This is a genomic window from Megasphaera elsdenii DSM 20460 (genome assembly GCF_003010495.1).
Lineage (GTDB): Bacteria > Bacillota > Negativicutes > Veillonellales > Megasphaeraceae > Megasphaera > Megasphaera elsdenii.
Genome location: NZ_CP027570.1, coordinates 576,761 through 600,692, shown reverse-complemented (window position 1 = coordinate 600,692; position 23,932 = coordinate 576,761). Strand labels below are relative to the sequence as shown.

At 55.5% G+C, this 23,932-nt stretch carries 20 protein-coding genes; 18 read left to right on the top strand and 2 right to left on the bottom strand.

Annotated features, from left to right (window positions below):
* Positions 1 to 98: 98 nt before the first annotated feature.
* From C6362_RS02885 to sdaAA, 6 genes are all read left to right on the top strand, one after another.
* Positions 99 to 848 carry an IclR family transcriptional regulator gene (locus C6362_RS02885; RefSeq protein ID WP_014015263.1) on the top strand — a complete coding sequence of 250 codons (750 nt, stop codon included), beginning with the start codon at positions 99 to 101 and terminating at the stop codon, positions 846 to 848.
* Between the two features lie 248 nt (positions 849 to 1,096).
* Positions 1,097 to 2,080: a 4Fe-4S cluster-binding domain-containing protein gene (locus C6362_RS02880; RefSeq protein ID WP_014015262.1), complete on the top strand. Its 984-nt coding sequence runs from the start codon at positions 1,097 to 1,099 to the stop codon at positions 2,078 to 2,080.
* Between the two features lie 152 nt (positions 2,081 to 2,232).
* The gene (locus C6362_RS02875; protein WP_014015261.1) at positions 2,233 to 5,643 is read left to right on the top strand and encodes a PD-(D/E)XK nuclease family protein; all 3,411 of its coding nucleotides are present in this window, start codon (positions 2,233 to 2,235) and stop codon (positions 5,641 to 5,643) included.
* Complete coding sequence (gene addA, locus C6362_RS02870) at positions 5,627 to 9,262, top strand: helicase-exonuclease AddAB subunit AddA (protein ID WP_014015260.1); 3,636 nt, start codon at positions 5,627 to 5,629, stop codon at positions 9,260 to 9,262. The genes C6362_RS02875 and addA overlap by 17 nt, the downstream gene beginning before the upstream one ends.
* 12 nt (positions 9,263 to 9,274) lie before the next feature.
* Positions 9,275 to 9,934, top strand: coding sequence for an L-serine ammonia-lyase, iron-sulfur-dependent subunit beta (gene sdaAB / locus C6362_RS02865; protein WP_014015259.1), 660 nt, complete (start codon positions 9,275 to 9,277; stop codon positions 9,932 to 9,934).
* 9 nt (positions 9,935 to 9,943) lie between these two features.
* Positions 9,944 to 10,828 carry an L-serine ammonia-lyase, iron-sulfur-dependent, subunit alpha gene (gene sdaAA / locus C6362_RS02860; RefSeq protein ID WP_014015258.1) on the top strand — a complete coding sequence of 295 codons (885 nt, stop codon included), beginning with the start codon at positions 9,944 to 9,946 and terminating at the stop codon, positions 10,826 to 10,828.
* A 42-nt stretch (positions 10,829 to 10,870) separates the two neighbouring features.
* Here sdaAA and C6362_RS11770 read toward each other — a convergent pair whose 3' ends face one another.
* Entirely contained in the window at positions 10,871 to 11,035 is a 165-nt protein-coding gene (locus C6362_RS11770; RefSeq protein WP_157868793.1) for a hypothetical protein, read from the bottom strand.
* 321 nt (positions 11,036 to 11,356) lie between these two features.
* Between C6362_RS11770 and C6362_RS02855 the strand changes: the two genes are divergently transcribed.
* The 12 genes from C6362_RS02855 (at position 11,357) to C6362_RS02800 (ending at position 22,632) form a co-directional block, all read left to right on the top strand.
* A complete protein-coding gene (locus C6362_RS02855; RefSeq protein ID WP_014015257.1) occupies positions 11,357 to 12,100 on the top strand; it encodes a suppressor of fused domain protein in 744 nt (247 codons plus the stop codon).
* A 21-nt stretch (positions 12,101 to 12,121) separates the two neighbouring features.
* Positions 12,122 to 12,934 (top strand): FAD binding domain-containing protein, encoded by an 813-nt coding sequence (locus C6362_RS02850; protein ID WP_027894964.1) that lies wholly within the window; start codon positions 12,122 to 12,124, stop codon positions 12,932 to 12,934.
* Between the two features lie 21 nt (positions 12,935 to 12,955).
* Positions 12,956 to 13,744 carry a selenium cofactor biosynthesis protein YqeC gene (gene yqeC / locus C6362_RS02845; RefSeq protein WP_014015255.1) on the top strand — a complete coding sequence of 263 codons (789 nt, stop codon included), beginning with the start codon at positions 12,956 to 12,958 and terminating at the stop codon, positions 13,742 to 13,744.
* A gap of 30 nt (positions 13,745 to 13,774) precedes the next feature.
* Complete coding sequence (locus C6362_RS02840) at positions 13,775 to 14,653, top strand: polysaccharide deacetylase family protein (protein WP_230583074.1); 879 nt, start codon at positions 13,775 to 13,777, stop codon at positions 14,651 to 14,653.
* 430 nt (positions 14,654 to 15,083) lie between these two features.
* The gene (aroF, locus tag C6362_RS02835) at positions 15,084 to 16,106 is read left to right on the top strand and encodes a 3-deoxy-7-phosphoheptulonate synthase (RefSeq protein WP_014015252.1); all 1,023 of its coding nucleotides are present in this window, start codon (positions 15,084 to 15,086) and stop codon (positions 16,104 to 16,106) included.
* Between the two features lie 23 nt (positions 16,107 to 16,129).
* Positions 16,130 to 17,017: a prephenate dehydrogenase gene (locus tag C6362_RS02830; RefSeq protein ID WP_014015251.1), complete on the top strand. Its 888-nt coding sequence runs from the start codon at positions 16,130 to 16,132 to the stop codon at positions 17,015 to 17,017.
* On the top strand, positions 16,998 to 18,068 hold the full coding sequence (aroB, locus tag C6362_RS02825) for a 3-dehydroquinate synthase (protein WP_014015250.1): 1,071 nt from the start codon (positions 16,998 to 17,000) through the stop codon (positions 18,066 to 18,068). Before C6362_RS02830 ends, aroB begins: the two co-directional genes overlap by 20 nt.
* Entirely contained in the window at positions 18,068 to 19,357 is a 1,290-nt protein-coding gene (aroA, locus tag C6362_RS02820) for a 3-phosphoshikimate 1-carboxyvinyltransferase (RefSeq protein WP_014015249.1), read from the top strand. Before aroB ends, aroA begins: the two co-directional genes overlap by 1 nt.
* A gap of 1 nt (position 19,358) precedes the next feature.
* Entirely contained in the window at positions 19,359 to 20,450 is a 1,092-nt protein-coding gene (gene aroC / locus C6362_RS02815; protein WP_014015248.1) for a chorismate synthase, read from the top strand.
* Complete coding sequence (gene pheA, locus C6362_RS02810; RefSeq protein WP_014015247.1) at positions 20,450 to 21,328, top strand: prephenate dehydratase; 879 nt, start codon at positions 20,450 to 20,452, stop codon at positions 21,326 to 21,328. The genes aroC and pheA overlap by 1 nt, the downstream gene beginning before the upstream one ends.
* Positions 21,303 to 22,133, top strand: coding sequence for a shikimate dehydrogenase (gene aroE, locus C6362_RS02805; RefSeq protein ID WP_014015246.1), 831 nt, complete (start codon positions 21,303 to 21,305; stop codon positions 22,131 to 22,133). Before pheA ends, aroE begins: the two co-directional genes overlap by 26 nt.
* Complete coding sequence (locus tag C6362_RS02800) at positions 22,126 to 22,632, top strand: shikimate kinase (protein ID WP_014015245.1); 507 nt, start codon at positions 22,126 to 22,128, stop codon at positions 22,630 to 22,632. Before aroE ends, C6362_RS02800 begins: the two co-directional genes overlap by 8 nt.
* A 95-nt stretch (positions 22,633 to 22,727) precedes the next feature.
* Here C6362_RS02800 and C6362_RS02795 read toward each other — a convergent pair whose 3' ends face one another.
* Positions 22,728 to 23,864 carry an MFS transporter gene (locus tag C6362_RS02795; RefSeq protein ID WP_230583078.1) on the bottom strand — a complete coding sequence of 379 codons (1,137 nt, stop codon included), beginning with the start codon at positions 23,862 to 23,864 and terminating at the stop codon, positions 22,728 to 22,730.
* Between the last annotated feature and the right edge of the window lie 68 nt (positions 23,865 to 23,932).

Below are 23,932 nucleotides of genomic sequence, written 5' to 3'. Positions count from 1 at the left end.
AGACTGCCTGGCCTTCCCTCTTGACATTATAGGAGTATTCCCTATAATAAGTATATTATTTCTTGGCGTCGTGAAGATGCCGGATCGGGGGAACGAGGATGATTGAATCGATTGACCGGGCCCTGGCCGTTTTACAGCTCTTTTTAAAAGAAGAAAGGCCCCTCAGTGTGACCAGTATCAGCAAGATGATGGAACTTCATAAGAGTACGGTCAGCCGTACTATGGATACGCTGGAACGGCGCGGATTCGTCCAAAAAGACAACGAAACGGGGAAATACTGGCTGGGGCTCCAGGTCTATGCCCTGGGGATGCTGTTCCGGGAAAAGGATAAATTCCCCAAAGTCGCCTATCCCTATGCCAAGGCCTTGTCCCTGCAATGCAACGAAGGCGTCCACATCACGACGTTTGCCCATAACGGAGCGCCTTATCCGCAGCACATCATTTTAGAAAAGATAAAGTCGCCCAGGACGATTGATACGGCACCACCTGTCGGTGCCGTCCGTCCGGCGTATTGTTCGGCGTCGGGCAAGTGCCTGCTCGCTTTTTCACCGGAATACCTGCACACCTACACGGGATGTACGCTACAGAAGTTTACTGAGTATACCGTGACCGACTGGGGCGATTTGCTCCAGGAACTGGAAAAAATCCGCCGCCGGGGCTATGCCGTAGAACGGGAAGAAGTGGAACTCGGCATGGCCTGCATTGCGGCGCCTATTTTTTATGGCGGCCATATCACGGCAGCTATCAGTCTATCCGGACCGGCGGAACGACTGGCTGGGGAAGAACGGAACATGGCCATTGAGGCCGTCAAAAAGACGGCAGCTGACATCAGCAAGGCCCTCGATTGAAGGAAAAAACAATAAAAAAATAATAAAATTAAATATTTCCCTATATGAATTGTTTTTATATGAAAATTATGCAAAAGGGGAATATAGAATATGCATTTGCAGAACTGGACTTTTATGGTACAATAACCGTGGATACTACATTCGGGTCACAAGATTGTCTGCTGTAAGATGAAAAAATATTTTCCTTTTCGTCGGCAGCAGTGTGGGAACAGCTTGGGATCTTATCCACGATTCGAGGCGAAAGAAGAATGAAAACAACAATCAGCATGGCCGCAACGACTGTACCGCGTGTGGTCCACCCGTATAAGACACGGAATGGCGGAGCTACCGTCACGGTTTTCGTGCCTTACAACTGTCACAATCATTGTCCGTTCTGCATCAACAAGGCAGAATATGAAGACATGACTGGTTTTTCCGAAGAGGCTATCTGCCGGAGCATCCGCCTGATGGATAGCATTACGCCGTTCTGTGACTTTGTCTTCACTGGCGGCGAACCTTTTGCCAATATGGAATCGCTGCAGCGTATGCTGGACTGTATTCCTGTGACACATAAGGTATACATCAATACGACCTTGCCGGTCTTTGAAAACCAATCGGAAGACGACATCGTCGCCTTTACGGAACGCAACCGCCATAAGATTACCTGCATCAACGTATCGCGCCATATGCAGCATTATGTACAGGAATCGAATGACGCTCTCTTGAGCCGTCTGGCTGTTCCTTTCCGTATCAACTGTGTATTGTATAAGAAATATCCGGCTGACCAGCTCAAGCCGTACCTGGAACGGTTCCGCCACATCGACGGGGCATCGATCCAGTTCCGTTTCGACTATACGGAAACGACGCCGGACAATCTCTATGAAGAAGGTCACGACCATATCCTTCACGACTTGAAGAAAATCGCCGATTATACCGGTCTTGATGGCTGCCGCATGCGTTGTGGCTTCCATTTCGACTACAAAGGCATGGAACTGACCTATCATAAGACCCTGCCGTACAGCACGGTCATCGAACGGGATAGACGGGATGACAAAGAATACGACATCCTCTACGATATCCTCATCAAACAGACCGGGGACATCCATTCTGACTGGGATGGCACGCCCTTGGATATCGAAGCCTATAAGCGCGTCGTCTTTGAACCGTATGACCTCAAGTGGATCCAGCGGTCGCGGACGGGCCTGAGCAAACGCCTGCCCTTCCTCAAGACGGCCTGCGCCATCTTCCATTGATTTTTGCCGCGTGAAGGCTTTGGAAACTACAAACTGCAAACTTAATACGCCAAAAGAGGCTGTCTTCATGCGACAGCCTCTTTTTACTGTTCTTTTCCAGTGGAAATCAGGTATAATAGAGATAATCGATTTTTATGTAAGGAGGTACGTCCATGGCTGTTACCGTATTATTGGGCAAGGCCGGAAGCGGCAAGTCGACGCAGTGCTATCGGGAGATACAGGCCTGTGCGGCTGCCGGCGGCAAGGCTTTGCTCCTTGTCCCTGACCAGGCGACATATGGCGCCGAACGGCATCTGGCTGAACATTCAGAGGGACAGGGCTTTATAGGGACGCAAGTCGTCGGTTTTTCCCGCCTGGCTTATAACGTGTTCCAGGAACGGGGCCTGGCCCATGCGTCTCTGTCCGAACTGGCCCGGAAGATTATTTTACAGCGCCTGCTGCACAAGGGGGAAAAAGAGTTTTCCGTCTTGCAGACGGCGGCCAGACAGCCGAATTTTGCCGATACGGCTGGCCGTTTCTTATGGGAATGTCGGTCTTTCTGTGTCACACCGGATGCCTTGCGTAAAGCTGCCGAAGCCGTCCCCAATCCGACGCTGTCGCATAAGCTGGAAGATATTTCCCGGCTCTACGGAGCGTATCAGGATTTTCTGGCTGATCATTTCGGCTCGGCAGACGATACGATGACCCTGCTGGCCCGGGAAGTCGGTCATTATTCCTTCCTCCAGGGCGCCCATGTCTGGGTCGACGGGTTTCAGTGGTTTACACCGCAGCAGATGGAGATTTTGCGGCAAATGGAACGCGTGACGGCGCAGGTGACGATTACCCTGACCATCGACGAGGAACACCTGGAACAGCAGCGGCGGGAAACGGCTTTGTTTCACCGGGCTTATGAAGTCTATCGCGATTTAAAGACCCTCTTTCCTCATCTGGAAACGACCAAGGTAGCCAAAAGGCCGGACGGCCCGCTGACGGTCTTTCGCGACGCCTTCTTCCGGCCTGTACCGGCTGAAATGACACAGCCCGTATCGGCCCTGGAAATCTGGGAATGTTCCGACCGGGATGGCGAAATCGACAGCGTTGCCCGGAAAATCGCCGCTCTCTGTCATCAGGGCTATCGTTATCGTGACTTTCTCGTCCTGGCCAGGACGAGCGATTTGTACCACGACCGGGTCGAACGCATCTTCCGGCGCTACGGCATCCCCTGCTTCAGCGACTATCGCCGGCCCATGACCAGCCATCCGGCGGCCGAGGCGATTTCGGCCCTGTTCGGCGTCTTCCGCAGCCGCTGGTCCCATGAGTCGATCTTTCGCCTGCTCAAGACGGACCTCTTTCCCGTGAGCCGCCACGATATCGACGATTTGGAAAATTATTGTCTGGCTTACGGTATCCAGGGCCGCCATTGGCTGCGGGATGGCGAATGGACCTATGGGCGCCGGCAGGAACAGCCACAGGTCGTGGACGAACGGGAAGAAGCCTGCTTGCAGCGCATCAACGACATCCGCCAGCGCGTGCGGGATATTCTCTTCCCCTGCTGGAACGAAGCCCAGGAATCCCATTGCCTGCGCGATTGGTGTACCCTGTTGTACCGATGGCTGTGCCGGCTGGGCATCCCCGACGCCTTGCGCCAGTGGCAGGAAGAAGATGAACAGTCGGGCCTTGCCGAAGAAGGCAAGGAACACGAACAGGTCTGGAAGCGCATCGGGACCTTCCTCAATGAAATCGTCAGCCTTTGCGGCGACGATGAAACGGATCTCGATGAATTTTCCCGCATCGTCGAAGATGGCCTGGGCAGTCTGAAGTTCAGCCTCATTCCGCCGACGCTGGACCACGTGACGTTGACTGCTGTGGAACGGGGGTATACGATGCAGGCGAAAGTCGTCTTTTTATGCGGTGTCAATGACGGCATCTTTCCCCAGCACAGCCAGGAAGAAGGGCTGTTCAGCGATAAGGAACGCCACCGTCTGGCCGACCTGGGTATCGTCCTCGGGCCGGGGAGCCGCTTCCGTTCGTTCCAGGAACGCTTCTTGTTCTATTTAGGCGCGACCCGGGCCAGTGAACGATTCGTCGTATCTTATGTCGTCGCTGACGATGACGGCAGCGCCCTGGAAAAGGCGTCGTGGATCCATCAGCTCTGTGATAAGGGCTATACAGCCGGCATCATCCGCAAGGATACGAAAGTGCCGCCCGGTCAGGAAGCCGAGTATCTGCTGGCTTTGCCGGCAGCGCTGGACTACCTGCCCGGTCATTTGCGGCCGGCTGCGGAAGGCCAGGCCGTCGATTCCGTCTGGTGGGCTCTCTATGACTGGGCCTGGCAGCATGGCTGGCGCCATCAGGCTGTCCGCGCCGTGCAGGGCCTGTTCCACACGAACCTGCCCGTCACCTTGCCGGAGGCGCTGGTCCGCCGCCTGTTCGCTCCCGATGGGACTTTGCGGGGGTCGGTCACGAAGTTTGAGCAGTACCGCAGCTGTCCCTTTGCTTACTATTCCCGCTACGGCCTGGGGCTGGAAGAACGGCCGCGCTATCAGTTTGCCGCCCCCGACCTGGGCATGCTGGTCCATGGGGCCCTGCGCATCATCGGGGAAAAACTGCTCCGCGAACAGAAGCAGTGGCATGACATCCCGGACAGTGAAGTCCCGGCTATCTGCCGCCAGGCAACGGATGAACTGGCCCCACAGGTCCAGCACGATATCCTCATGTCCAATGCCTATTTCGCCCAGATCAAGGAACGGCTCATCCAGACCCTGACCCGGACGGTACGCCGTCTCAGTGCGTTCAGTGCCGTGTCCGATTTCCATATGGAAGGGCTGGAAAAATCCTTCGGCCGCCCGGGCAGTCCCTGGGAAGCCCTGCGCTTCACCTTGAAGAACGGCCTCCACGTCGTCGTCACCGGGCAGATCGACCGCATCGATACCCTTCGCCAGGGAGACCATAAGTATGTCGTCATCATCGATTATAAATCGGGGCGCAAACAACTCGACATCAGCCAGATTTTCACGGGCCTGGAACTGCAGCTCCTGACCTATATGTTCGTGGCCCTGCTCAATATTGGCGGCGATGCCATTCCGGCTGCCGTACTGTACTGCTACGTCCGCAATGACCGGGTGTCCCTGGAATACCGCGTCAGCGACGAGAATAAGAAGAAGCTCTATGAGTCTAAGGGAAAATTGACCGGCTTCTACCTCGATGACGGCCAGGTCATGCAGCAGCTGGATACGTCGATGCAGGGCTTTTCCGATTTCCTCAACTTGAGGCTGAAAAAGGACGGTACCTTAAGTGATGCGTCCCACACTCTCTATAATGAAGCGGGCTGGAGCCACCTGCTCGACTGGGCGGCCCGGCAGATTGAGGATATTGCCGGCCATATCGGTGACGGCGATATTTCCATCCATCCCGTCCTCCTGGGACAGAATGCACCGTGCAGCTATTGCCCGTACCGACCGGTATGCCGCTTCGATGTGGCCATGGCCGGCAACACCTATGATGCTGCCGGACGGGAAGATAAAGACGATATGATCCGCAAGATGTTTGATGAAGGAGATGACGAACATGGCCTGGACAAATGAACAGCAGGCAGCCATTGACAGCCGGGGACAGACGCTGCTCTTGTCGGCAGCTGCCGGTTCCGGGAAGACGGCCGTTTTGGTGGAACGAATCATCCGCCGTCTCCTGGATAAGGAATATCCCGTCGATATTACCGAATTATTAGTCGTTACCTTTACCAAGGCTGCCGCTGCCGAAATGCGCGACCGCATCGGGACCGCCCTCATGAAAGCCTTGTCGGAAACGCAGGACCCCCGCGTCGAACGGCAGCTGGCCCTGCTGCCATCGGCCCAGATCTCGACGCTCCATGCCTTTTGCCAGCATGTCATCCGCAAGTATTTTTATACGATTGACCTGGACCCGGCTTTTTCCATTGCCGGTGAAGAAGAATTGAACCTCTTGCGGCGTCAGGTCCTGGAAGACGTGTTCTTGTCCTATTATGAAGACGATGAAAAGGCATCGGTTCTCTATCCGCTGGCCGATATGTTTGGCAGCGACCGCGGTGACGACGTGCTCATGGATACGGTGAGCCGCATGTATACCTATGCCCGCAGCATGGCCTGGCCGGAACACTGGCTGAAAGCGGCGGCCCAGGCCTATGACGTGGCTCCCGATGCCGTCATCGACGATATGGTCTGGGCGGAACCGGTCAAGGATGCCGTGCGCCGTATCCTGGAAGAAGATGTCCGCCGTTATGAAGGCGTGCTCTACCACCTGCGCCAACGCGAGGCCTTTGCGCCTGCCTGTGACCAGTTCACGGCGGAACAGGCCGCCCTCCGGCAGGCTGTACAGGCGCAGTCCTGGAATGATCTGAGCCGCTTCGTCCGGGCCATTGATTTCCCGCGCCTGAAAGGGCTGCGGAAATTATCCGATGAAGATAAGGCTGTCTGGGAACGGTGCAAGAAAGTGCGGGATGACGTCAAGAAAGATATCACCAAGACGCTGCAGCCCGTTTATTTCTCGGCGACGCCGGAAGAATGGCTCGACGGCATGCGGACCATGAAACCGGTCATGGCGGGTCTGGTGACGCTGACCCTGGATTTTGCCAAAGCCTATGGGGCAGCGAAGAAAGAAAAGGGCTGGATCGACTTCAGCGACTTGGAACACTTTTGTCTGCAGATCCTCCTGGCACCTGACGCATCGCCGGAGCATCCCGTGCCGTCAGCAGCGGCGGAAGAACTGCGCAGTCAGTATGAAGAAGTCTTCATCGATGAGTACCAGGATACGAACGGTGTCCAGGAACTCATTACCCGTCTCGTCTCGGGCGACGATAACCGCTTCATGGTCGGCGATATCAAGCAGAGCATCTACCGCTTCCGCCTGGCCGACCCGACGTTGTTCCTCGATAAATACCAGTCCTTCAGCCGTGATGAAAAGGCCGTGCAGCGCTGTATCGACCTGGGGCGGAACTTCCGCAGCGTCCCGGTCATCCTCGATGCGGTAAATGACGTCTTTTTGCGGGCCATGACGAGGGATGCTGCTGGCATGGACTATGGAGAACGAGAAAAACTCTATGCCGGCCGGCAGGCTCCCGATGATGACCGCTGGATTGGTGGTCCTGTTGAGGTCGATATCGTGCCGACGGCAAAGGACGACGAAGACGATGACGGCAGTACGGCCTTTGAAAGGGAAAGCCGCTTCATTGCCCGCCGCATCGGCGAGCTCCTGGCCAGCGGCCGTATGGCAGCCCGCAAGGACGGTACGCTGGAGCCCTTGTCCTATCGCCATATCGTCATCCTACTGCGCTCCATGGCTGGCAAGGCCGACGTCCTCATCCAGGCCTTGCAGGAAGGGGGCATTCCGGCCTATGCTGAACAGAGCGGCGGTTATTTTGCCGCCGTCGAAGTCCAGGTCATGTTGTCTCTCCTGCGCTGTATCGATAATCCGGAACAGGACCTGGCCATGGCGGCGGTCCTGCGGTCGCCCCTGGTCGGATTGGATGAAACGGCCCTGGCCGATGTCCGCCTGGCGGGGGACGGGACGCTGTGGCAGAACCTGCCGGCCTATGCGGCAGCCCTGCCCGAAGGGGACGATAAGAAGGAAGACCTGCTGCAGTTCATGGAGACCTTTGATTCGTGGCGCACGTACAGCCGCCGCCATGGTGTAGCAGAGCTCTTGCAGCGCCTGTACGATGATACGGCCTATGTCGATTTCGTCGGGTCCATGCCGGGCGGTGAGGTGCGCCAGGCCAACCTGAAGGCCCTGTACGACCGAGCCCAGCAGTATGAGGATGCCGGCTTCCGCGGCCTGTTCCGCTATTTGCAGCTCATGGACAAGATGAAAGAAGACGGCCTCGACCTGGCACCGGCTAAAGTCGTCAGCGAAAATGAAGACGTCGTGCGCATCATGAGTATCCACAAGAGCAAAGGCCTGGAATTTCTGGTCGTCTTCGTCGCCGATCTGGGTAAAGCCTTCAACCGGCGCGACATGCAGGAACAGATACTCTTCCACAACCGCCTGGGCATCGGCCTCAAGCAGTATGACCCGGAATGGCGCATGTCTTACCCGACGCTCATCTGGAGCGGCATCGCGGCCCAGCTGCGCTGGGAAGGGACGGCCGAAGAAGAACGTATCCTCTATGTCGCCATGACCCGCGCCAGGGATCGGCTCATCCTGACAGGCCACAGTACACATGTTGCCGATGACTGGCAGCGCTGGACGAGCCGCCTCAACCCGGCCCAGGCCAAATCGTATTTCGACTGGGTCATGCCGGCGGCGCTCGACACTTTCGGTGCCCGGGCCGATACGGAATATGTCCGGCCCGGGGCAGCTTGGCAGGGCGATATCTGGGACGTACACATTACGCCGGCTGGGACGGCGGCTGCGGCCGATGACGAGGCCTGTGAACAGGAACCGCGGCTGGAAGCTTTGCGGCGCGGCGATGCGACGGGGACGCCCATCCCGGACTGGCTTGACGCACAGCTGTCCTGGCAGTATGCCTATCCCCAGGCCGTCCGGACAGCGGCTAAGTTTTCCGTATCCGAAGTCAAACGAAAATACCAGGAACTGCATAGTGATGAACTGGCCGAAGAAGAGGGCCTGTCCATCTCGGCCGGTGCCGTCATCGCTGCCGCACCGGGCGAAGACGATGCCTTTTCCGAACTGCCGCCCTGGCTGGCCGAAGAAGAAGAGAAAGTCAGCGGTGCCCAGCGCGGGACGGCCCTGCACAAAGCCCTGCAGTATATCACGCCGGCTGCGGACCAGACCGTGGATACATTGCGCCGTGAAATCGAAACCTTTGTCCGACAGGGGTTGTTGAGCCGTGACGAAGCAAAGCTGGTCTACGTGCCGGTCTTAGCCGCCTTCTGTCAGTCTGACCTGGGCCGGCGCATGGCCATGTCGCCGGAGCTGCATCGTGAATATCCGTTTACCGTGCTTTTGGCCGGCGGCGATCCCCTGCCTGCTGTGGAAGGGGGAGAACGCATCTTGATCCAAGGGGTCATCGACTGCCTCTTCCGCGAAGACGATGGCTGGATTCTCGTCGACTACAAGTCGGACCGGCTGGAAAGGGAGGACGCTTTCCGCAAGCGCTATGCCGTCCAGCTGGCCTTATACAAACGGGCTGTCGAACAGATTACGGGCAGGCCCGTCAGCGAAACTTACATTTACAGCTTGCATTTACAAAAAGAAATCAGAATATAAGGAGGTTTTCTCATGGGAGTTTTTGATGTGGTCGGTCCCGTCATGATCGGGCCTTCCAGTTCCCACACGGCCGGAGCGGCCCGCATCGGCCTCATGGCCAGGGAGATTTTAAAGGAAGAACCGAAGAAAGCCGTCATCACGGTCTACGGTTCGTTTGCCAAGACCTATAAGGGCCACGGCACGGACCGGGCCCTCGTGGCCGGCCTGCTGGGTTTTTCGGCCGATGATGTCCGGCTGCGCACGTCTTTTGCCCTTGCCGAAGAACAGGGCCTAGCTATTGAATTTCATCGGTCTGATGAAGAAGTGGACCATCCCAATACGGTACGCATCGCCATGACCGGCGCCTCGGGACGGCAGATGGAAGTCCTCGGCGTCTCTTTGGGCGGCGGCAAGATCGAGATCCGCGAGATCAATGGCTCTGAAGTCGCCTTGAATGGGGAAGAACACACGCTGATTACGGTCCATAAAGACCAGCCGGGCATCATCGCCCAGGCGACGACGGTCCTGGCTATCGGCCATATCAACGTGTCGAATATGCGCGTCTTCCGCAGCGCTAAGAATGAAACGGCTGTCATGATCGTCTGCACGGACAGTCCCGTTCCCAACGAAATCGTCCACATGATACAGAATATTACGGCCATTGAGAGCGTCGTCACGCTGCTGCCGCTCTAGGAGGAACACATGTATAAATATGAATATAAGACCCTTCATGATTTACTGGCCCTGGCAGAAAAAGAAAAGACGACTCTGTCAGACATTGTCGTGCGTCATGAAGTAGAGTCGTCCGAAGAAATAGAAGAAAGAGTACGGGCCGTCATGGCCAGCCGTCTCGATGTTTTCCAGGAATCCATCGATGCCGGCATGAAGGATCCGGGAAAATCGGTCAGCGGCCTCGTCGGCGGCGATGCCCATAAATTGGCCGAAAAGGCGCCGCAATTACTGGGATCGCTGACCCATAAAGCCGCCGTTTACGCGCTGGCCGTCAGCGAAGCCAATGCCAAGATGTTCAAAATCGTCGCCTGCCCGACGGCCGGTTCCTGCGGTATCGTGCCGGCCGTCATGATGGCGGCAGACGAAATCTTGAAAGTTCCCCGCAAAGCCTTGGTCGACGCCTTGTTCACGGCAGCCGGCATCGGTGCCGTCGTGGCCCGCAATGCTTCCGTCGCCGGTGCCGTCGGCGGCTGCCAGGCCGAATGTGGGACCGCCGCTGCCATGGCTGCCGCAGCGGTCGCTGAAATGGCTGGCGGCGATAACGATACGATATTGCAGGCCTTCGCTTTGTGTATGAAAAATACCCTGGGCCTGGCCTGCGACCCTGTCGCCGGCCTCGTCGAAGTGCCCTGTGTCAAGCGCAACGCCATCTTTGCCGTCGAAGCCATTACGGCTGCTGAAATGGCTTTGGCCGGCATCCGGAGCGTCATCCCGCCGGACGAAGTCATCGCGGCCATGGCTGAAATCGGCCGCCTCATGCCGGTCGCCTTGAAAGAAACGTCCGACGGCGGCCTGGCCCGGACCGAAACAGGAAAGACCATCGCAGCCAGACTGGAAAAAGCAATGGAAGAGTGAGGAAAAGGCGCTGTCTTCATGCGACAGCGCCTTTTACGACTCTCACTCTGCTCCCGGCTGGCTCTGTGCCAGTACCGGCTGGCCTTCGAGCCGGCGGTATATCATGCGGCATAGGCTGGCAGATACGGGCGCATCTTTTGGCTGGCAGGCAAATTCGAGGATCAGTTCGGCTTCAAAACGGTTCAATTCTACCCAGCGTACCTTCAATGTGATTCATCCCTTTGATGTTAATATAAGTCGTTCTATGTACTCTTTATTTTACTATACCGACCTGGCTTTTACAAGGAGCGCCGGGCCGGTGGGATTTGACATTTTTCTCATTTATTGTTATGATATATCCCGTCAATTGAACAGGCGATGAGATTCTGTGAATCCCTCCGGCACGGACGCTGAGGGCAAAAAAGTCTATCGTCATGATAGTGGAGAGGGGCGTCGCGTTCGCGGTGCCTCTTTTTGGTTGCGCAGGTCCATTTTTCGCTTATAGTATGATATAATGAAGCTGAATCGAACGAAAAGGGAGGGGATTCTATGAGCTCTTTGACCCGGACAGCCCCGGCATGGCCGCGGTTCTTTTCCTTGATGGACACGGAAAAGATGACGCCTGTCCATCCAGGCTATGGGCGCTGTGTCCAGCAGTACTTCCACAGCCTCTTTCCGCACCGGCAGTGGAAAGTCTTTCACGATCCGGATGGGACGCCGCTGGCTGTCGATGTCGAACTCCTGTACCCGACCGTTGAAGAACCTTTTTATTTGCTTCATACCATGGGCATGAGTGCTGCGCCTATGCACTATCCGTCCGGTGAATTTGTGACCGGGAAAGAAGGGTACAGCGAACTCTGCCTCATCTTGCCGGCCGACTGGCCTTTCCGCAAGGACCGGGACCTTTCCCTGGCTGATGAACAGGCCTGGCCTATTTGGCTGCTCATGGAGTTAGGACGGTTTCCTCACGTCCATGATATGTGGATGGCTTATGGCTTTCTCCTGCCCAATACGGAGGCCAATGAGCCCTTTGCTGCAGATACGGCTTTATCCGGCCTGGTCATCGTCCAATTCGAGGGGCAGCTGGGCGGCGTGAAGATGCCCGATGGTACGGCTGTCGAATTGCTCATGCCTATTTTGTTGTATAAAGAAGAAATGGATTTGTGCAGCGACATCGGCGTCGATGCCCTTGTCGATGCCGTCATAGATGAGTGTGGCGGTTCTTTTTTACTGGATAAGGACCGGCCGAACGTCGGCCTTGGCGATTATCCGTGTATGGGAATCCCGCTATGAAAAGGAAAGGGGTAAGTGCTAGTGATTACCAGTACGACGACCCTTGTCCCAGATAATCCGGCAGCGGCCTATGCTGCCTATCGGCAGGCTGCATCGGCCGTCTTTTTAGCTGGGACACAGGGATTGAAATATAAAAAAGACCATTATGACCTGGCTGTCGATTTGTCGAAAGCCGGCCTGACTTATATCGACGAAAGGGCCGATGAAATCGTCATCGGGGCCATGACGCCTCTGTGGCAGATCAAGATTTCCCAGGCCATCCAGAATTTTGCTGGCGGAGCCATCAGCAAGGCTATCAGCGACGTTGCCGATAAGAATATCCAGCGCTATGGGACCCTGGGCGGTGTCATTTCCAGCAAGGCGCCCTTTTCCGTCCTGCTGCCGATCCTCTTGTCCCTCCACGTCGATGTACAGCTCCAGGACAAGGGCTGCATGAGCCTCGATGACTACTTGCACTGTCCGCCTATGGGCGAGCTGGTGACGGGGATTTCCATTGCCAAGGAAGCGGTCTATACGGCCTATAAGGCTTATCGCAAGCTGCCTGTCGATGAACCGTACCTGGTCGGTGCCGTAGCTATGCGGGACGATTCGTGGCGCATCGTCGTCGGCGGCCGTCCCGGCCTGGCAGCGATTGCCCGTTCGGCCAGTGAAGAGCTGACAGAAAAGGGCATGGCTGTGAAAGAAAATGTCGCCCATCTGGCCAGTGAAGAGCTGGATTTCGGCAACTTCGGGACCTGTTCTGAAAGTGAACGGCGGGCGCTGACCATCGAAATGGTCCGCAGCCTCATTAAATCGGCCTGGAAAGGCTATAATCGTTATGTTGTGAAGAAGTGAATTTCCAAAGGAGGTACTTTCATGTTTGAAGATAATCGTTGGCGGCGTATGCTGAAACCGGGTATTACGGCTATTGTAGGGGCCGGCGGCAAGACGACTGTATTGGAACGCCTTGGAACCTATGGTCACGGCGGTCACCTGCCGATCATGGTCAGCAGCATCGTACCGATGGACAGCACTCGTGTCGACAATGTCGAACCCTTTGACGTCATCTGCACGGAAGACATGGAAAAAGGCGAATCATTCTGCGCTGAACGCATTGCTGCCGGTCACGTCCCGGCCTGGTTCGCCGGGCTCGACGACCAGGACCGCTATATCGGGCTCCAGCCCAAGGTCATCGATGACATCAAGATGCGCCATCCTGCCTGGTATATCCTTATCGAAGGCGATGCAGCCGGCAATAAGTGGCTTAAAGCGCCCTTGGCCGACGACGTGCCCTTGCCGGCTTCCTGCGATACTGTCATCGGTGTCTTGAACCTCCAGATGCTGGGCAACGTCATCAGCGATGAAAAAATCGAAGGCGTCGAAACGGCAGCGGCTATCATGGGCCGTCCCTGCGGGGCTGTCATTACACCGGCTATGCTGGCCAAGCTCATCAAGCATCCCCGCGGCTTGTTCCGCGGCGTGCGCTGCCCGCGGATCCTTTTCTGCACGGGCTATAATGCCGTTCAGCACCGCATGACCGAAGCCCTTCTCGACGATTTGGAAGACTTCGACCTGACGGCCAGCGTCCTGGCCGATGGCTATCGGGAAACGTGTACGATACGCCAGTATATCCACTATGGTAATGTCAAAAAGAAACGGATGTAAGCAAAAATGAAACAAAAAGGCAGATTGTTTTTGGGATGTATCTTACTGTTCTTCCTGGCTTCGCTGGGGCTGTTCCTGAACTTTGACCGCGACCGCGTCCTGGCGGCGGCTGAATCCCGGCATATCCCGGTTCCGCAGGTCCTGTCCGGCAAGCCCGATGTGGCCTTTGTCGGCGATGATTTTTCTTTGCCGCCTGTCGATAATGATAAACCTGTCTATGATAAATATACGACCCGGCAGCGCCAGGAAAAAGGCCTGCCCACGACGTATGGCAAGACGCGGGAGTATTATTACGGCGACAAGGTCGTCTATCTGACCTTTGATGATGGCCCGAACGATAAGAATACGTCGCGCATTTTGGACATCCTGAAAAAAGAAAACATTCATGCTACCTTTTTCCTGACCGGCCAGAATGTCGTCCGTTATCCCGATGTGGTCAAGAAAATCTATCAGTCCGGCAATGCCATCGGCGTCCATTCGTATACGCATGATTATAAGAAAATATACGTTTCGCCCAAAGCCTATACGGATGAACTCTTGCAGACGGAAGAAGAGATTTATAAGATACTCGGTGTCCGGCCCATCATTTCCCGGGCTCCTGGCGGTACGGAAGGCCACTTCACCAAGGATTTCTGGACGGCCATCAACGATATCGGCTACATCGAAGTCGGCTGGAATGCTCTGACTGGCGATGCCGACGGGACGGGCAAGACGGCCGATAAAGAAGTGGAAAACATCAAGCAGCAGCTGCAACTGCGGCCTTATCTCCATCGCCACCTGGTCATCCTCATGCACGATGCCTATGGTCATGGTGCCACCGTCGATGCCCTGCCGGACATCATCCATCTCCTGAAGGATCAAGGCTATTCGTTCCGCGTCGTCACGACAGCGATTCCACCCTCCTGGTAAAATGCATGGGATATATGCGAAAATAGTATACAATATATTTACTGGTAAAACGATTGTCCATGGGGATTCTCATATATATACAGAGAATCCCTGTTTTTTTGTCTTGACAATATTCTCCCTGAGGTATACAATGACGACAACGAATTTTAAAAAGTTGTACAAGGAGATTCCTATGAATACGTCATTCTTACATCACGTAACTGAATACGTCTTTACTTATTTTAGCTGGGGCTATCTGTATTTTAGCGCTGGCTATTTTGGCTACGACAAATTCCATAAAGATGATGTAAGCATGAGAAGACTTCCACCTTTTCTGAAGACGGCTGCGGCCGCCTAAGGAAGACGCGCGGAAAAGGCGATAACTGAGAATCTTAGGAGCAGGCTCATGTGGGCCTGCTTTTTTTATTACTGAAATGGAGGAAAACGAGTTATGATTATTGTATTGAAAGCCAACACACCGAAGGAAGAAGCGAAGCAGTTAATTGACCACATTAAATCCAAGGGGCTCCAGGTCGATATCAGTAAAGGCGCCCGTCAGACCGTCATGGGCCTCGTCGGCAATACGGACGTCATCGATGTCGAACAGATCCAGGGTTACGAATGTGTCGACAAGGTCATGCGCGTCGAAGTGCCGTACAAACGGGCCAGCCGGGCTTTCCATCCCCAGGATTCGGTCATTCCCATCGGCAATGGAGACGTCACCATCGGCGGCAAGAAGCTGGCTGTCATCGCCGGTCCCTGCTCCATCGAAACGCCGGATCAGATCGAAGGCGTTGCCTGTGACGTCGCCAAAGCCGGCGCCAACATCCTTCGCGGCGGCGCCTTCAAGCCGCGTACTTCGCCGTACTCCTTCCAGGGCTTAGGCAATAAAGGCCTGGATATGCTCCGCGATGCCGGCCGCAAAGCTAAACTCCCGGTCATTACGGAAATCATGTCGGCCGATAAATTGCCGGTCTTCCTCGAAGATGGCGTCGACATCATCCAGATCGGGGCCCGGAACATGCAGAACTTCGACCTCCTCAAAGCCGTCGGCAAGACGCACAAGCCGGTCCTCCTCAAGCGGGGCCTGAGCGCGACTATCGAAGAATGGCTCATGTCGGCAGAATACATCATGGCTGAAGGCAACCACAACGTCATCCTCTGCGAACGGGGCATCCGTACTTTTGAAACGTACACCCGCAACACCCTCGACTTGAGCGCCGTCCTGGCCGTCAAACGCCAGAGCCACCTGCCGATCGTCGTCGATCCCAGCCACGCTACGGGCAAGCGCTGGATGGTAGCCGACCTGGCCAAAGCCGCTGTAGCAGCCGGTGCCGACGGCTTGATGATCGAAGTCCACAACAACCCGGATAAAGCTTGGTGCGATGGGGCACAGTCGATTACGCCGGCTATGTTCGCAGACCTCATGGATTCGCTCCGCAAACTGGCTCCTGTCGTCGGTCGGGAAATATAAGGGATACAGAGGGGGAGACTATCATGGATAAGGAAGCTAGTGGTTTTAATACGAAGCAGACGGTAGCTATCGTCGGATTGGGGCTCATCGGCGGCTCTTATGCCCGCGGCCTGCGGCGCCTCGGCGTCGACCATATCATCGCCGTCGATCCTGACGAAAAGGCCCTGCAGCAGGCCAAGCAGGAGGGCATGGTCGATGATATCTATACGGCAGGGACGGAAGCCTTGAAACAGGCAGATCTGGTCATCTTCTGCACGGCTGCCGATGTGATGATACGATTCCTGGCAGAGAATAAAGCCTTCTTCACGCCGGGAACAATCTTGACGGACGTAGCCGGCATCAAAGGTGATACGGCGACAGCCATTGCGGCCCTGCTGCCGGAAGGTGTCGATTTCGTACCGGGTCACCCTATGGCCGGCCGCGAAGGTCGGGGATATGCCATGGCTAGTGCCGATATCTTCAACGGCGCCAATTACATCCTCGTCCCCATGGAAGGCAATGACGAAGAACATATCCTGGCTGTGAAGAACATGGCCAGGGCCTTGGGCTGCTCCCATGTCGTCCGGGTGACGCCTGAAGACCACGACCGGTTCATCGCCTATACCAGCAGCCTGCCTCACGTCCTGGCGACGGCCCTGGTCAACAGCGAATCCATGAATACGCTGACCAAGTATTTTGTAGCCGGCAGCTTCCGCGACGGGACACGGGTCGCCGACATCAACGCCCCGCTGTGGACGAAACTGTTCTTATCCAATAAAGACAACCTCTTATATGAAATAGACCGCTTCAGCGCTGCCTTGCAATCTTTCTCGACGATGCTCGCCGAAGAAGATACGAAGGGAATGACCCGTTTTTTACAGCAAGCCGCTATGCGGAGAAGGGAATTAGTTCATGAAACACATTCACGTTGAGTTAGGAAAAGATTCTTATGATATTCATATTGAAAACGGCCTCCTCGACCGGGCTGGCGATTATATCCGCAATCTGACGAAATCGCGGACCCTGGCCGTCATTACCGATTCGAACGTCGATGCTCTCTACGGGCAGCGATTGGAAACGGCCCTGACCGGCGCTGGCTTCCGCGTCCACCGCCTGGTTTTCCCGGCCGGGGAAGAACATAAATGCGCAGCGACCCTCCTCGACCTCTATCAGCAGCTTTCTGACGCCGGCATTACCCGCAGCGATTGTATCTTGACTTTCGGCGGCGGTGTCACTGGCGATCTCGGCGGCTTCGCAGCAGCGACTTTCTTGCGCGGCGTTCCCTTCATCCAGATTCCGACGACCATCATTTCCCAGGTCGACAGCAGTGTCGGCGGCAAAGTCGCCATCGACCTTCCTAGCGGCAAGAATCAGGCAGGCAACTTCTATCAGCCTAAAGGGGTCCTCATTGACCCGATGTTGTTATCGACCCTTCCCAAGCGCTTCATCCACGACGGCATGGGTGAAGTCATCAAATACGGCTGCATCCGCGACTTGGCTCTCTTTGAACTCCTGGAAAAACTCGATGACCAGTCTATCTTTGATCATTGGGAAGAAATCATCGAACGCTGCTGTCAGAGCAAGGCCGATATTGTTGAACACGATGTCTTCGATATGGGCGAACGCATGATTCTGAACTTCGGCCATACTATCGGCCATGCCATCGAAGGCTGTTATGGCTTCGGCCACTATACGCACGGCGAAGGCGTCGCTGCCGGCATGTCCATGCTGACCGGCGTCACGGAAGCCATGGGGCTGACGAAAGCCGGGACGACGGCACGGCTGCGCAAGGTTATCAAGCAGTACGGCTTGCCGACCGATGTCGATGCGTCGGCAGAAGACCTCATTCCTTACATCAGCAATGATAAGAAGATGCGTGGCAATCATATTACTTTAGTCATTATCGAAGAAATCGGCAAGGCCCGCCTGTTGCCACTGGTTGCGGAAGACCTGCCGAAATATATCCGAAAGAAGGACGCTTAATGAATGTCATTATTACCCCACATACCTTGCAAGGGACAGTAGAAGCGCCCTCTTCCAAAAGCATCGGCCACCGCGACCTCATCTGCGCCGCCTTGGCAGAAGGAGAAAGCCTGGTTGACAACATTTCCTTGTCCCAGGACATTGAAGCGACGTGCGACATTCTACGGGCTTTGGGGGCAGATATTACGCCGGTCATGTCGTCTCATCCCGGCCGGGCGGCTTACCGCGTCAGAGGCGGTCTGAAGAAACAAGATGGGCCTATCGCAGTCAGTGCCAATGAATCGGGGTCGACGTTGCGCTTCCTCATCCCCGTGGCCATCTTCAGCGGCAATGAAGTGACTTTTTCCGGCCAGGGCCGTCTGGCCAAACGGCCGCTGACACCGTATTATGAACTCTTCGATGAAAAGGGCGTGGCTTATGAAACGACAGAAGGCGCCCTGCCCCTGACCGTGTCCGGGACTTTACAGCCTGGAACGTACTCTCTGGCCGGCGACGTCAGTTCCCAGTTCTTTACGGGCCTGCTCATGACCTTGCCCCTCCTCGATGGCGACTCGGTCCTGCGCAGTACGACACCGCTGGAATCGGCCAGCTATGTCGACATGACCCTTGACTGTCTGCGCCAGCACGGCATCGTCATTGAGAAAGAACAGGATGGCTTCTACCGGATTCCTGGCAATCAGCACTATCGGCCCGGGACTTACGTCGTCGAAGGCGATTATTCGCAAGCTGCTTTCTGGCTCTCTGCTGGCAGTCTGGGCCGGGCCATCTGCTGTACGGGCCTGCGGTCGCAGTCTTCCCAGGGTGACGAAGTCATTGTCTCCCTCATCCGCGACATGGGTGGCCAAGTCGAAGGCAAGACAGAATTGACGTCCAGCCCATCGGAATTGGCTGGACGGGTCATCGACGTCGAAGACTGCCCGGACTTGGTTCCGGTCCTGACCGTCCTGGCGTCCTGTGCCAAAGGCATTACCCGCATTATCCATGCCGGCCGGGTCCGGCTCAAAGAATGTGACCGTCTGCACGCCATGGCCACAGAACTCAATAAAATCGGCGGCGATATCGAAGAAGAAGCAGAAGGCCTTATCATTCATGGCGTCGGCGGTTTCACTGGCGGTACGGTTAGCGGTTGGAATGACCACCGCATCGCCATGGCCCTGGCCGTCGCATCCCAGCGCTGCAGCCAGCCGTTGCGCATCGAAGGTGCTGAATGTGTCCGCAAATCGTATCCGGAATTCTGGCAGGATTTCCAGGCCTTAGGCGGCATGATCCAAAAGGAGGGGGAAGAATAAGATGAATACCTTTGGAAAGACAATTGGCCTGACGATTTTCGGTGAATCCCACGGCCTTTCTATCGGTGCCGTCCTCGATGGCCTGCCATCGGGCGAAGCCATCGACTGGGATGCTGTCCGGACCGAGATGGCCCGGCGGGCACCGGGGAAGAATCCGATGTCGACGGCCCGGGCCGAAAAGGACGCCTTTGAAGTCCAGAGCGGCTTTTTCAACGGCTATACGACGGGGACGCCCCTGTGCGCCATCATCCGCAACAGCGACCAGCACTCGCGGGATTACGACCAACTGCGCCATATCATGCGGCCTGGCCATGCCGACTACTCCGGCAAGGTGCGCTACGGCGGGTTCAATGACTACCGCGGCGGCGGTCATTTCTCGGGCCGCCTGACAGCGCCCCTGGTCTTTGCCGGGGCCGTGGCTTCCCAGATCCTGGCCCGCCACGGCATTACCGTCGGCTCCCATATCCTGCGCCTGGCCGGCATCGCCGATAAGCCTTTCAATGCCGTCGGGGAAACAGCAGAAACCTTGCAGGCTTTGAAAAAAGAAACGCTGCCCGTCCTCGACAAGGCCCAGGCCGGACCGATGGAAGCTAAAATCCTGGCCGCTAAGAACGACCTCGATTCCGTCGGCGGCGTCATCGAATGTATGATCACCGGCCTTCCCGCCGGCATAGGCGACCCCTTCTTCGACTCCGTCGAAAGCCAGCTCAGCCATATGATGTTTTCCGTCCCGGCTGTGAAAGGCATCGAATTTGGCGACGGCTTCGCCCTGGCAGACCTCCGCGGTTCCCAGGCCAATGATGACTTTTATTATGACGGCGATGTCGTCAAGACCCGGACCAATCACAACGGCGGCATCAATGGCGGTATCACCAACGGCATGCCCATCATCTTCCGCCTGGTCGTCAAGCCGACGGCTTCCATCAGCCAGAAACAGGAAACGATCGATACGGATACGAAGGAAAATTGCGACCTCGTCATCAAAGGCCGCCATGATCCCTGTATCGTCCAGCGGGCCATTCCCGTCATCGAAGCGGCCGCGGCCTGGGCCATCCTCGACGTCTGCCTGTCAGAGAAAGGGCGGTGCTGGTAATGGATGCTTCTGAAGATATGCCCTTGAACATCGCCTGTTTCGGCCAACCCGGCTCCTATACATATGAAGCCATGAAGACCTATTTTGCCGGCAAGAATATTTTGCCTACGTATGGTTCGCATTTTGAAGACGTCGTCCAGGCTGTCGCCACCCGGCAGGCCCGCTACGGCGTCCTGCCCATCGAAAATTCGTCGACTGGCGGCATTACCGACGTATACGACCTCATCCACCGCTACGACTGCTGCGTCGTCGGTGAGAAATACGTCAAAGTCGAACACTGCCTGCTGACCTTGCCGGGGGCGAAGCTCGAAGATATCCGCGAAGTGTATTCTCATCCGCAGGGTCTGAACCAGTGCCGGAGTTACCTCAAGCATCACAGCGAATGGCAGCTCCACCCGTATTTCAGCACTTCCCAGAGTGCCGAAGAGGTTCAAAAAATGGGGGATCCCCATATCGCAGCCATTGCCAACAAAACGGCAGCCTATATGTACGGCCTCGATGTCCTGGTGGAACACATCAATGATAATACCATGAACTACACGCGGTTCTTCATCATCGCCGCCGATATGGAACAGTCGCCGGACGCCGATAAGATTACCCTGGTCCTGACGACACAGCACCGGCCAGGCGCTCTGTACCACGTTTTGGGATACTTCTTCTATAACGGCATGAACATGACGCACCTGGAATCGCGGCCCCTTAAGGGAAGGCCCTTTGAATACTTTTTCCACATCGACGTCATGGGCAATCTGCGCAATCCGGCGACAGCCCGGGTCCTGCGAAACTTGGCAGAACACTGCAATTATTTTAAAATCTTAGGGAATTACGTATCCGATCAAGGAGGGAATGTAGATGAAATTAGGCGTCATCGGGGCTAAGTTAGGTCATACGGCTTCCCCGGCCATCCACGAAAAACTGTTCAGAATTTTACAGGTCGAAGGGCAGCATCAGTACGGCGTCCTGGAAATGGACCGCAACGATATCCCCAATGAACTTCAGCGCCTGCGCGACGAAGGGTACACAGGAGCGAATGTCACCATTCCCTATAAACTCGACGTCATGCCATACTTGACGGAAATTTCCCGCGAAGCCCGCATCATCGGTGCCGTCAATACACTTCATTTCACAGACGATGGGATTTTCGGTTATAATACGGATTACAGCGGCTTCGGCCGCTCCCTGGACCATGCCGGTATCGGTGTAAAGGCGAAGGAGTGTGTCGTCCTCGGTTCCGGCGGCGCCGCTCGGGCCATCATCCAATACTTATCGGATGCCGGGGCCCAGTCGATTACCGTCGTATCCCGTCATCCTCACTCGAAGACGGAATTCGATGCCTTTATTCAACGGATTGGCGCCGACACCATCGATTACCAGGATTTGGAACACTCCCAAGGCGGTGACGTCCTGGTCAACTGTACGCCTGTCGGCATGTTCCCAGATGTCAATGGCTGTCCCGTATCGGAACGGATTATCGCCGCTTTCCCGGCTGTCGTCGATATCGTTTATAACCCGAAAAATACACCGCTTTTGCAGGCAGCCCGCCGTCATGGCGCCAAGACCCTAAACGGTATGTACATGCTCGTCGCTCAGGCCATCGGCTCAGAAGAAATCTGGATGGGCCGGACCATCGATTCGTCTGTGATTGAACAAATCGCCAAGGAGATGGAACATTATTATGAATAATAAACAGAACATCATCCTCATCGGCATGCCCGGATGCGGTAAGAGTACGTTAGGGAAAGCTTTGGCGAAACGCTTAGGCCGTGATTTTTACGACGCCGATGATGTCATTGTCGAACAGGAAGGCAAGACCATTCCGGAACTCTTCGCCAGCAGTGAAGACTGCTTCCGCGACGCCGAAGTCCGGGCCAGCCAGTTCCTGGCCCATAAATCGGGTATCGTCGTAGCCTGCGGTGGCGGCGTCGTCAAGCGCTCGGAAAACATGGACATCTTCAAGAAAACCGGAACGGTCTTTTTTCTTGACCGTTCCCCTGATGACATTGTCAGTGACGTCGACGTATCGACACGGCCTTTGCTGAAAGACGGCAAACAGAAAGTCTACGACCTCTACGACGAACGCATTGACCTTTACCGCAATGCCGCTGATTACTGCATCCCCAATAATAAGCCAATGGAAGCGGTTCTTGATGATTTTGAAAAACTCATAAAAGAGATAGACTAAAAAGCTGCTGCATTAAGTGTTTTTAGCTTAATGCGGCAGCTTTTTCGTTAAGAATCGGAAGTCCCGTATGGGCTATGTGTCTTGGGAAGGCGAGGTTAGGTTCGCTGGGCGGAGCGAGTAAAAAGAAAATAATATAATATCATAGCTGCAGCCGTAACGGCCGTACAGATTCCACCGTATAACAGCATGTATCCGAAGAGCTTGGCTACAAAGCCGAGCAACATGGCCGCCAGTCCGACGAAGATGTCAAGGAACCAAAAGTACGTCGCCGTAGCGGCACCGGCGCGTTCGGCCGGGACACTTTGGATGGCCAAGGTCTGGAAGGCTGGGCTCAAGGCGCCGAAGCCGAGGCCGAGGATTGCCGCGGCAATGAGGAGCGTGACCTGAGATGTTACCTGGCTGAAGACAATGAAGCCGGCCATAAAGATGATGAAGCCAGGGTACACAATGGCGCTGGCTCCCATTCGGTCAAAGACATTGCCGACGACAGGACGGCTGAGGACGATGACCAGTGCGAAGATTGCGAAGAAAAGTCCTGTGCTGTCCGACAGATGTAGGGATGCGGCGTATAAGGGAATAAAAGTGAGGATACCGCCGTAAGCGAAGAAGACCAGTCCTCCCAGCAGGGATGCAGGCAGCGACTTTTTTTCTACGATATGGGACCATATCGGCTCGTCATGTGTACGGGGTACTGGCTTTACGACTGCCTTTGGGAGCGGGACTATAGCGGCAATGACTAAGGTCAGGATGGCCAGGGCTGTCAAGGATAAAAACAGGCCAGACATACCCAGACCGTTATATAACAGCAGACCGGCTAAGGGCCCAATGACCATGGCTAAATTCGTCGTCACTGAAAAATATCCAATGCCTTCACCGCGGCGCGAAGCGGGGATGACCAGGACGGCAATGGATGCTGCTGTCGTCGTCGCTAAGGCGAAGATGATACCGTGGAGCAGCCGCAGCCCATAGATTTCGGCTACATTTTCAATGCCATTGAAAGCACCGATAATGATGAGGAAGACGATGAGTGAAAAAAGCAGCAGGTGCCGTTTATTTTCCTTATCGACAAAATACCCGGCTGCCGGGCGGAATAGACTCGTACCGATTTGGAAAAAAGTCATCGCTAGGCCTGCTTCTATTTCGCTTCCTTGGAAAGAATCGATAATACAGAGCGGTAAGGTCGTTACTAAGATATATTGGGTCATCAGTTGGAAAAAATTCGTGCTGCCCATAGATAAAAATGGGCCTGTCCACAGCTTTTCTTTTGCCATTATTATCGTCCCCTTTGAGGCTCTTTTTT

Bases quoted from the DNA above. Each gene is read 5' to 3' on its own strand.
- C6362_RS02885 (WP_014015263.1), top strand. From the start codon at position 99: ATGATTGAATCGATTGACCGGGCCCTGGCCGTTTTACAGCTCTTTTTA.
- C6362_RS02880 (WP_014015262.1), top strand. From the start codon at position 1,097: ATGAAAACAACAATCAGCATGGCCGCAACGACTGTACCGCGTGTGGTC.
- C6362_RS02875 (WP_014015261.1), top strand. From the start codon at position 2,233: ATGGCTGTTACCGTATTATTGGGCAAGGCCGGAAGCGGCAAGTCGACG.
- addA (WP_014015260.1), top strand. From the start codon at position 5,627: ATGGCCTGGACAAATGAACAGCAGGCAGCCATTGACAGCCGGGGACAG.
- sdaAB (WP_014015259.1), top strand. From the start codon at position 9,275: ATGGGAGTTTTTGATGTGGTCGGTCCCGTCATGATCGGGCCTTCCAGT.
- sdaAA (WP_014015258.1), top strand. From the start codon at position 9,944: ATGTATAAATATGAATATAAGACCCTTCATGATTTACTGGCCCTGGCA.
- C6362_RS02855 (WP_014015257.1), top strand. From the start codon at position 11,357: ATGAGCTCTTTGACCCGGACAGCCCCGGCATGGCCGCGGTTCTTTTCC.
- yqeC (WP_014015255.1), top strand. From the start codon at position 12,956: ATGTTTGAAGATAATCGTTGGCGGCGTATGCTGAAACCGGGTATTACG.
- aroF (WP_014015252.1), top strand. From the start codon at position 15,084: ATGATTATTGTATTGAAAGCCAACACACCGAAGGAAGAAGCGAAGCAG.
- C6362_RS02830 (WP_014015251.1), top strand. From the start codon at position 16,130: ATGGATAAGGAAGCTAGTGGTTTTAATACGAAGCAGACGGTAGCTATC.
- aroB (WP_014015250.1), top strand. From the start codon at position 16,998: ATGAAACACATTCACGTTGAGTTAGGAAAAGATTCTTATGATATTCAT.
- aroA (WP_014015249.1), top strand. From the start codon at position 18,068: ATGAATGTCATTATTACCCCACATACCTTGCAAGGGACAGTAGAAGCG.
- aroC (WP_014015248.1), top strand. From the start codon at position 19,359: ATGAATACCTTTGGAAAGACAATTGGCCTGACGATTTTCGGTGAATCC.
- pheA (WP_014015247.1), top strand. From the start codon at position 20,450: ATGGATGCTTCTGAAGATATGCCCTTGAACATCGCCTGTTTCGGCCAA.
- aroE (WP_014015246.1), top strand. From the start codon at position 21,303: ATGAAATTAGGCGTCATCGGGGCTAAGTTAGGTCATACGGCTTCCCCG.
- C6362_RS02800 (WP_014015245.1), top strand. From the start codon at position 22,126: ATGAATAATAAACAGAACATCATCCTCATCGGCATGCCCGGATGCGGT.
- C6362_RS02795 (WP_230583078.1), bottom strand. From the start codon at position 23,864: ATGGGCAGCACGAATTTTTTCCAACTGATGACCCAATATATCTTAGTA.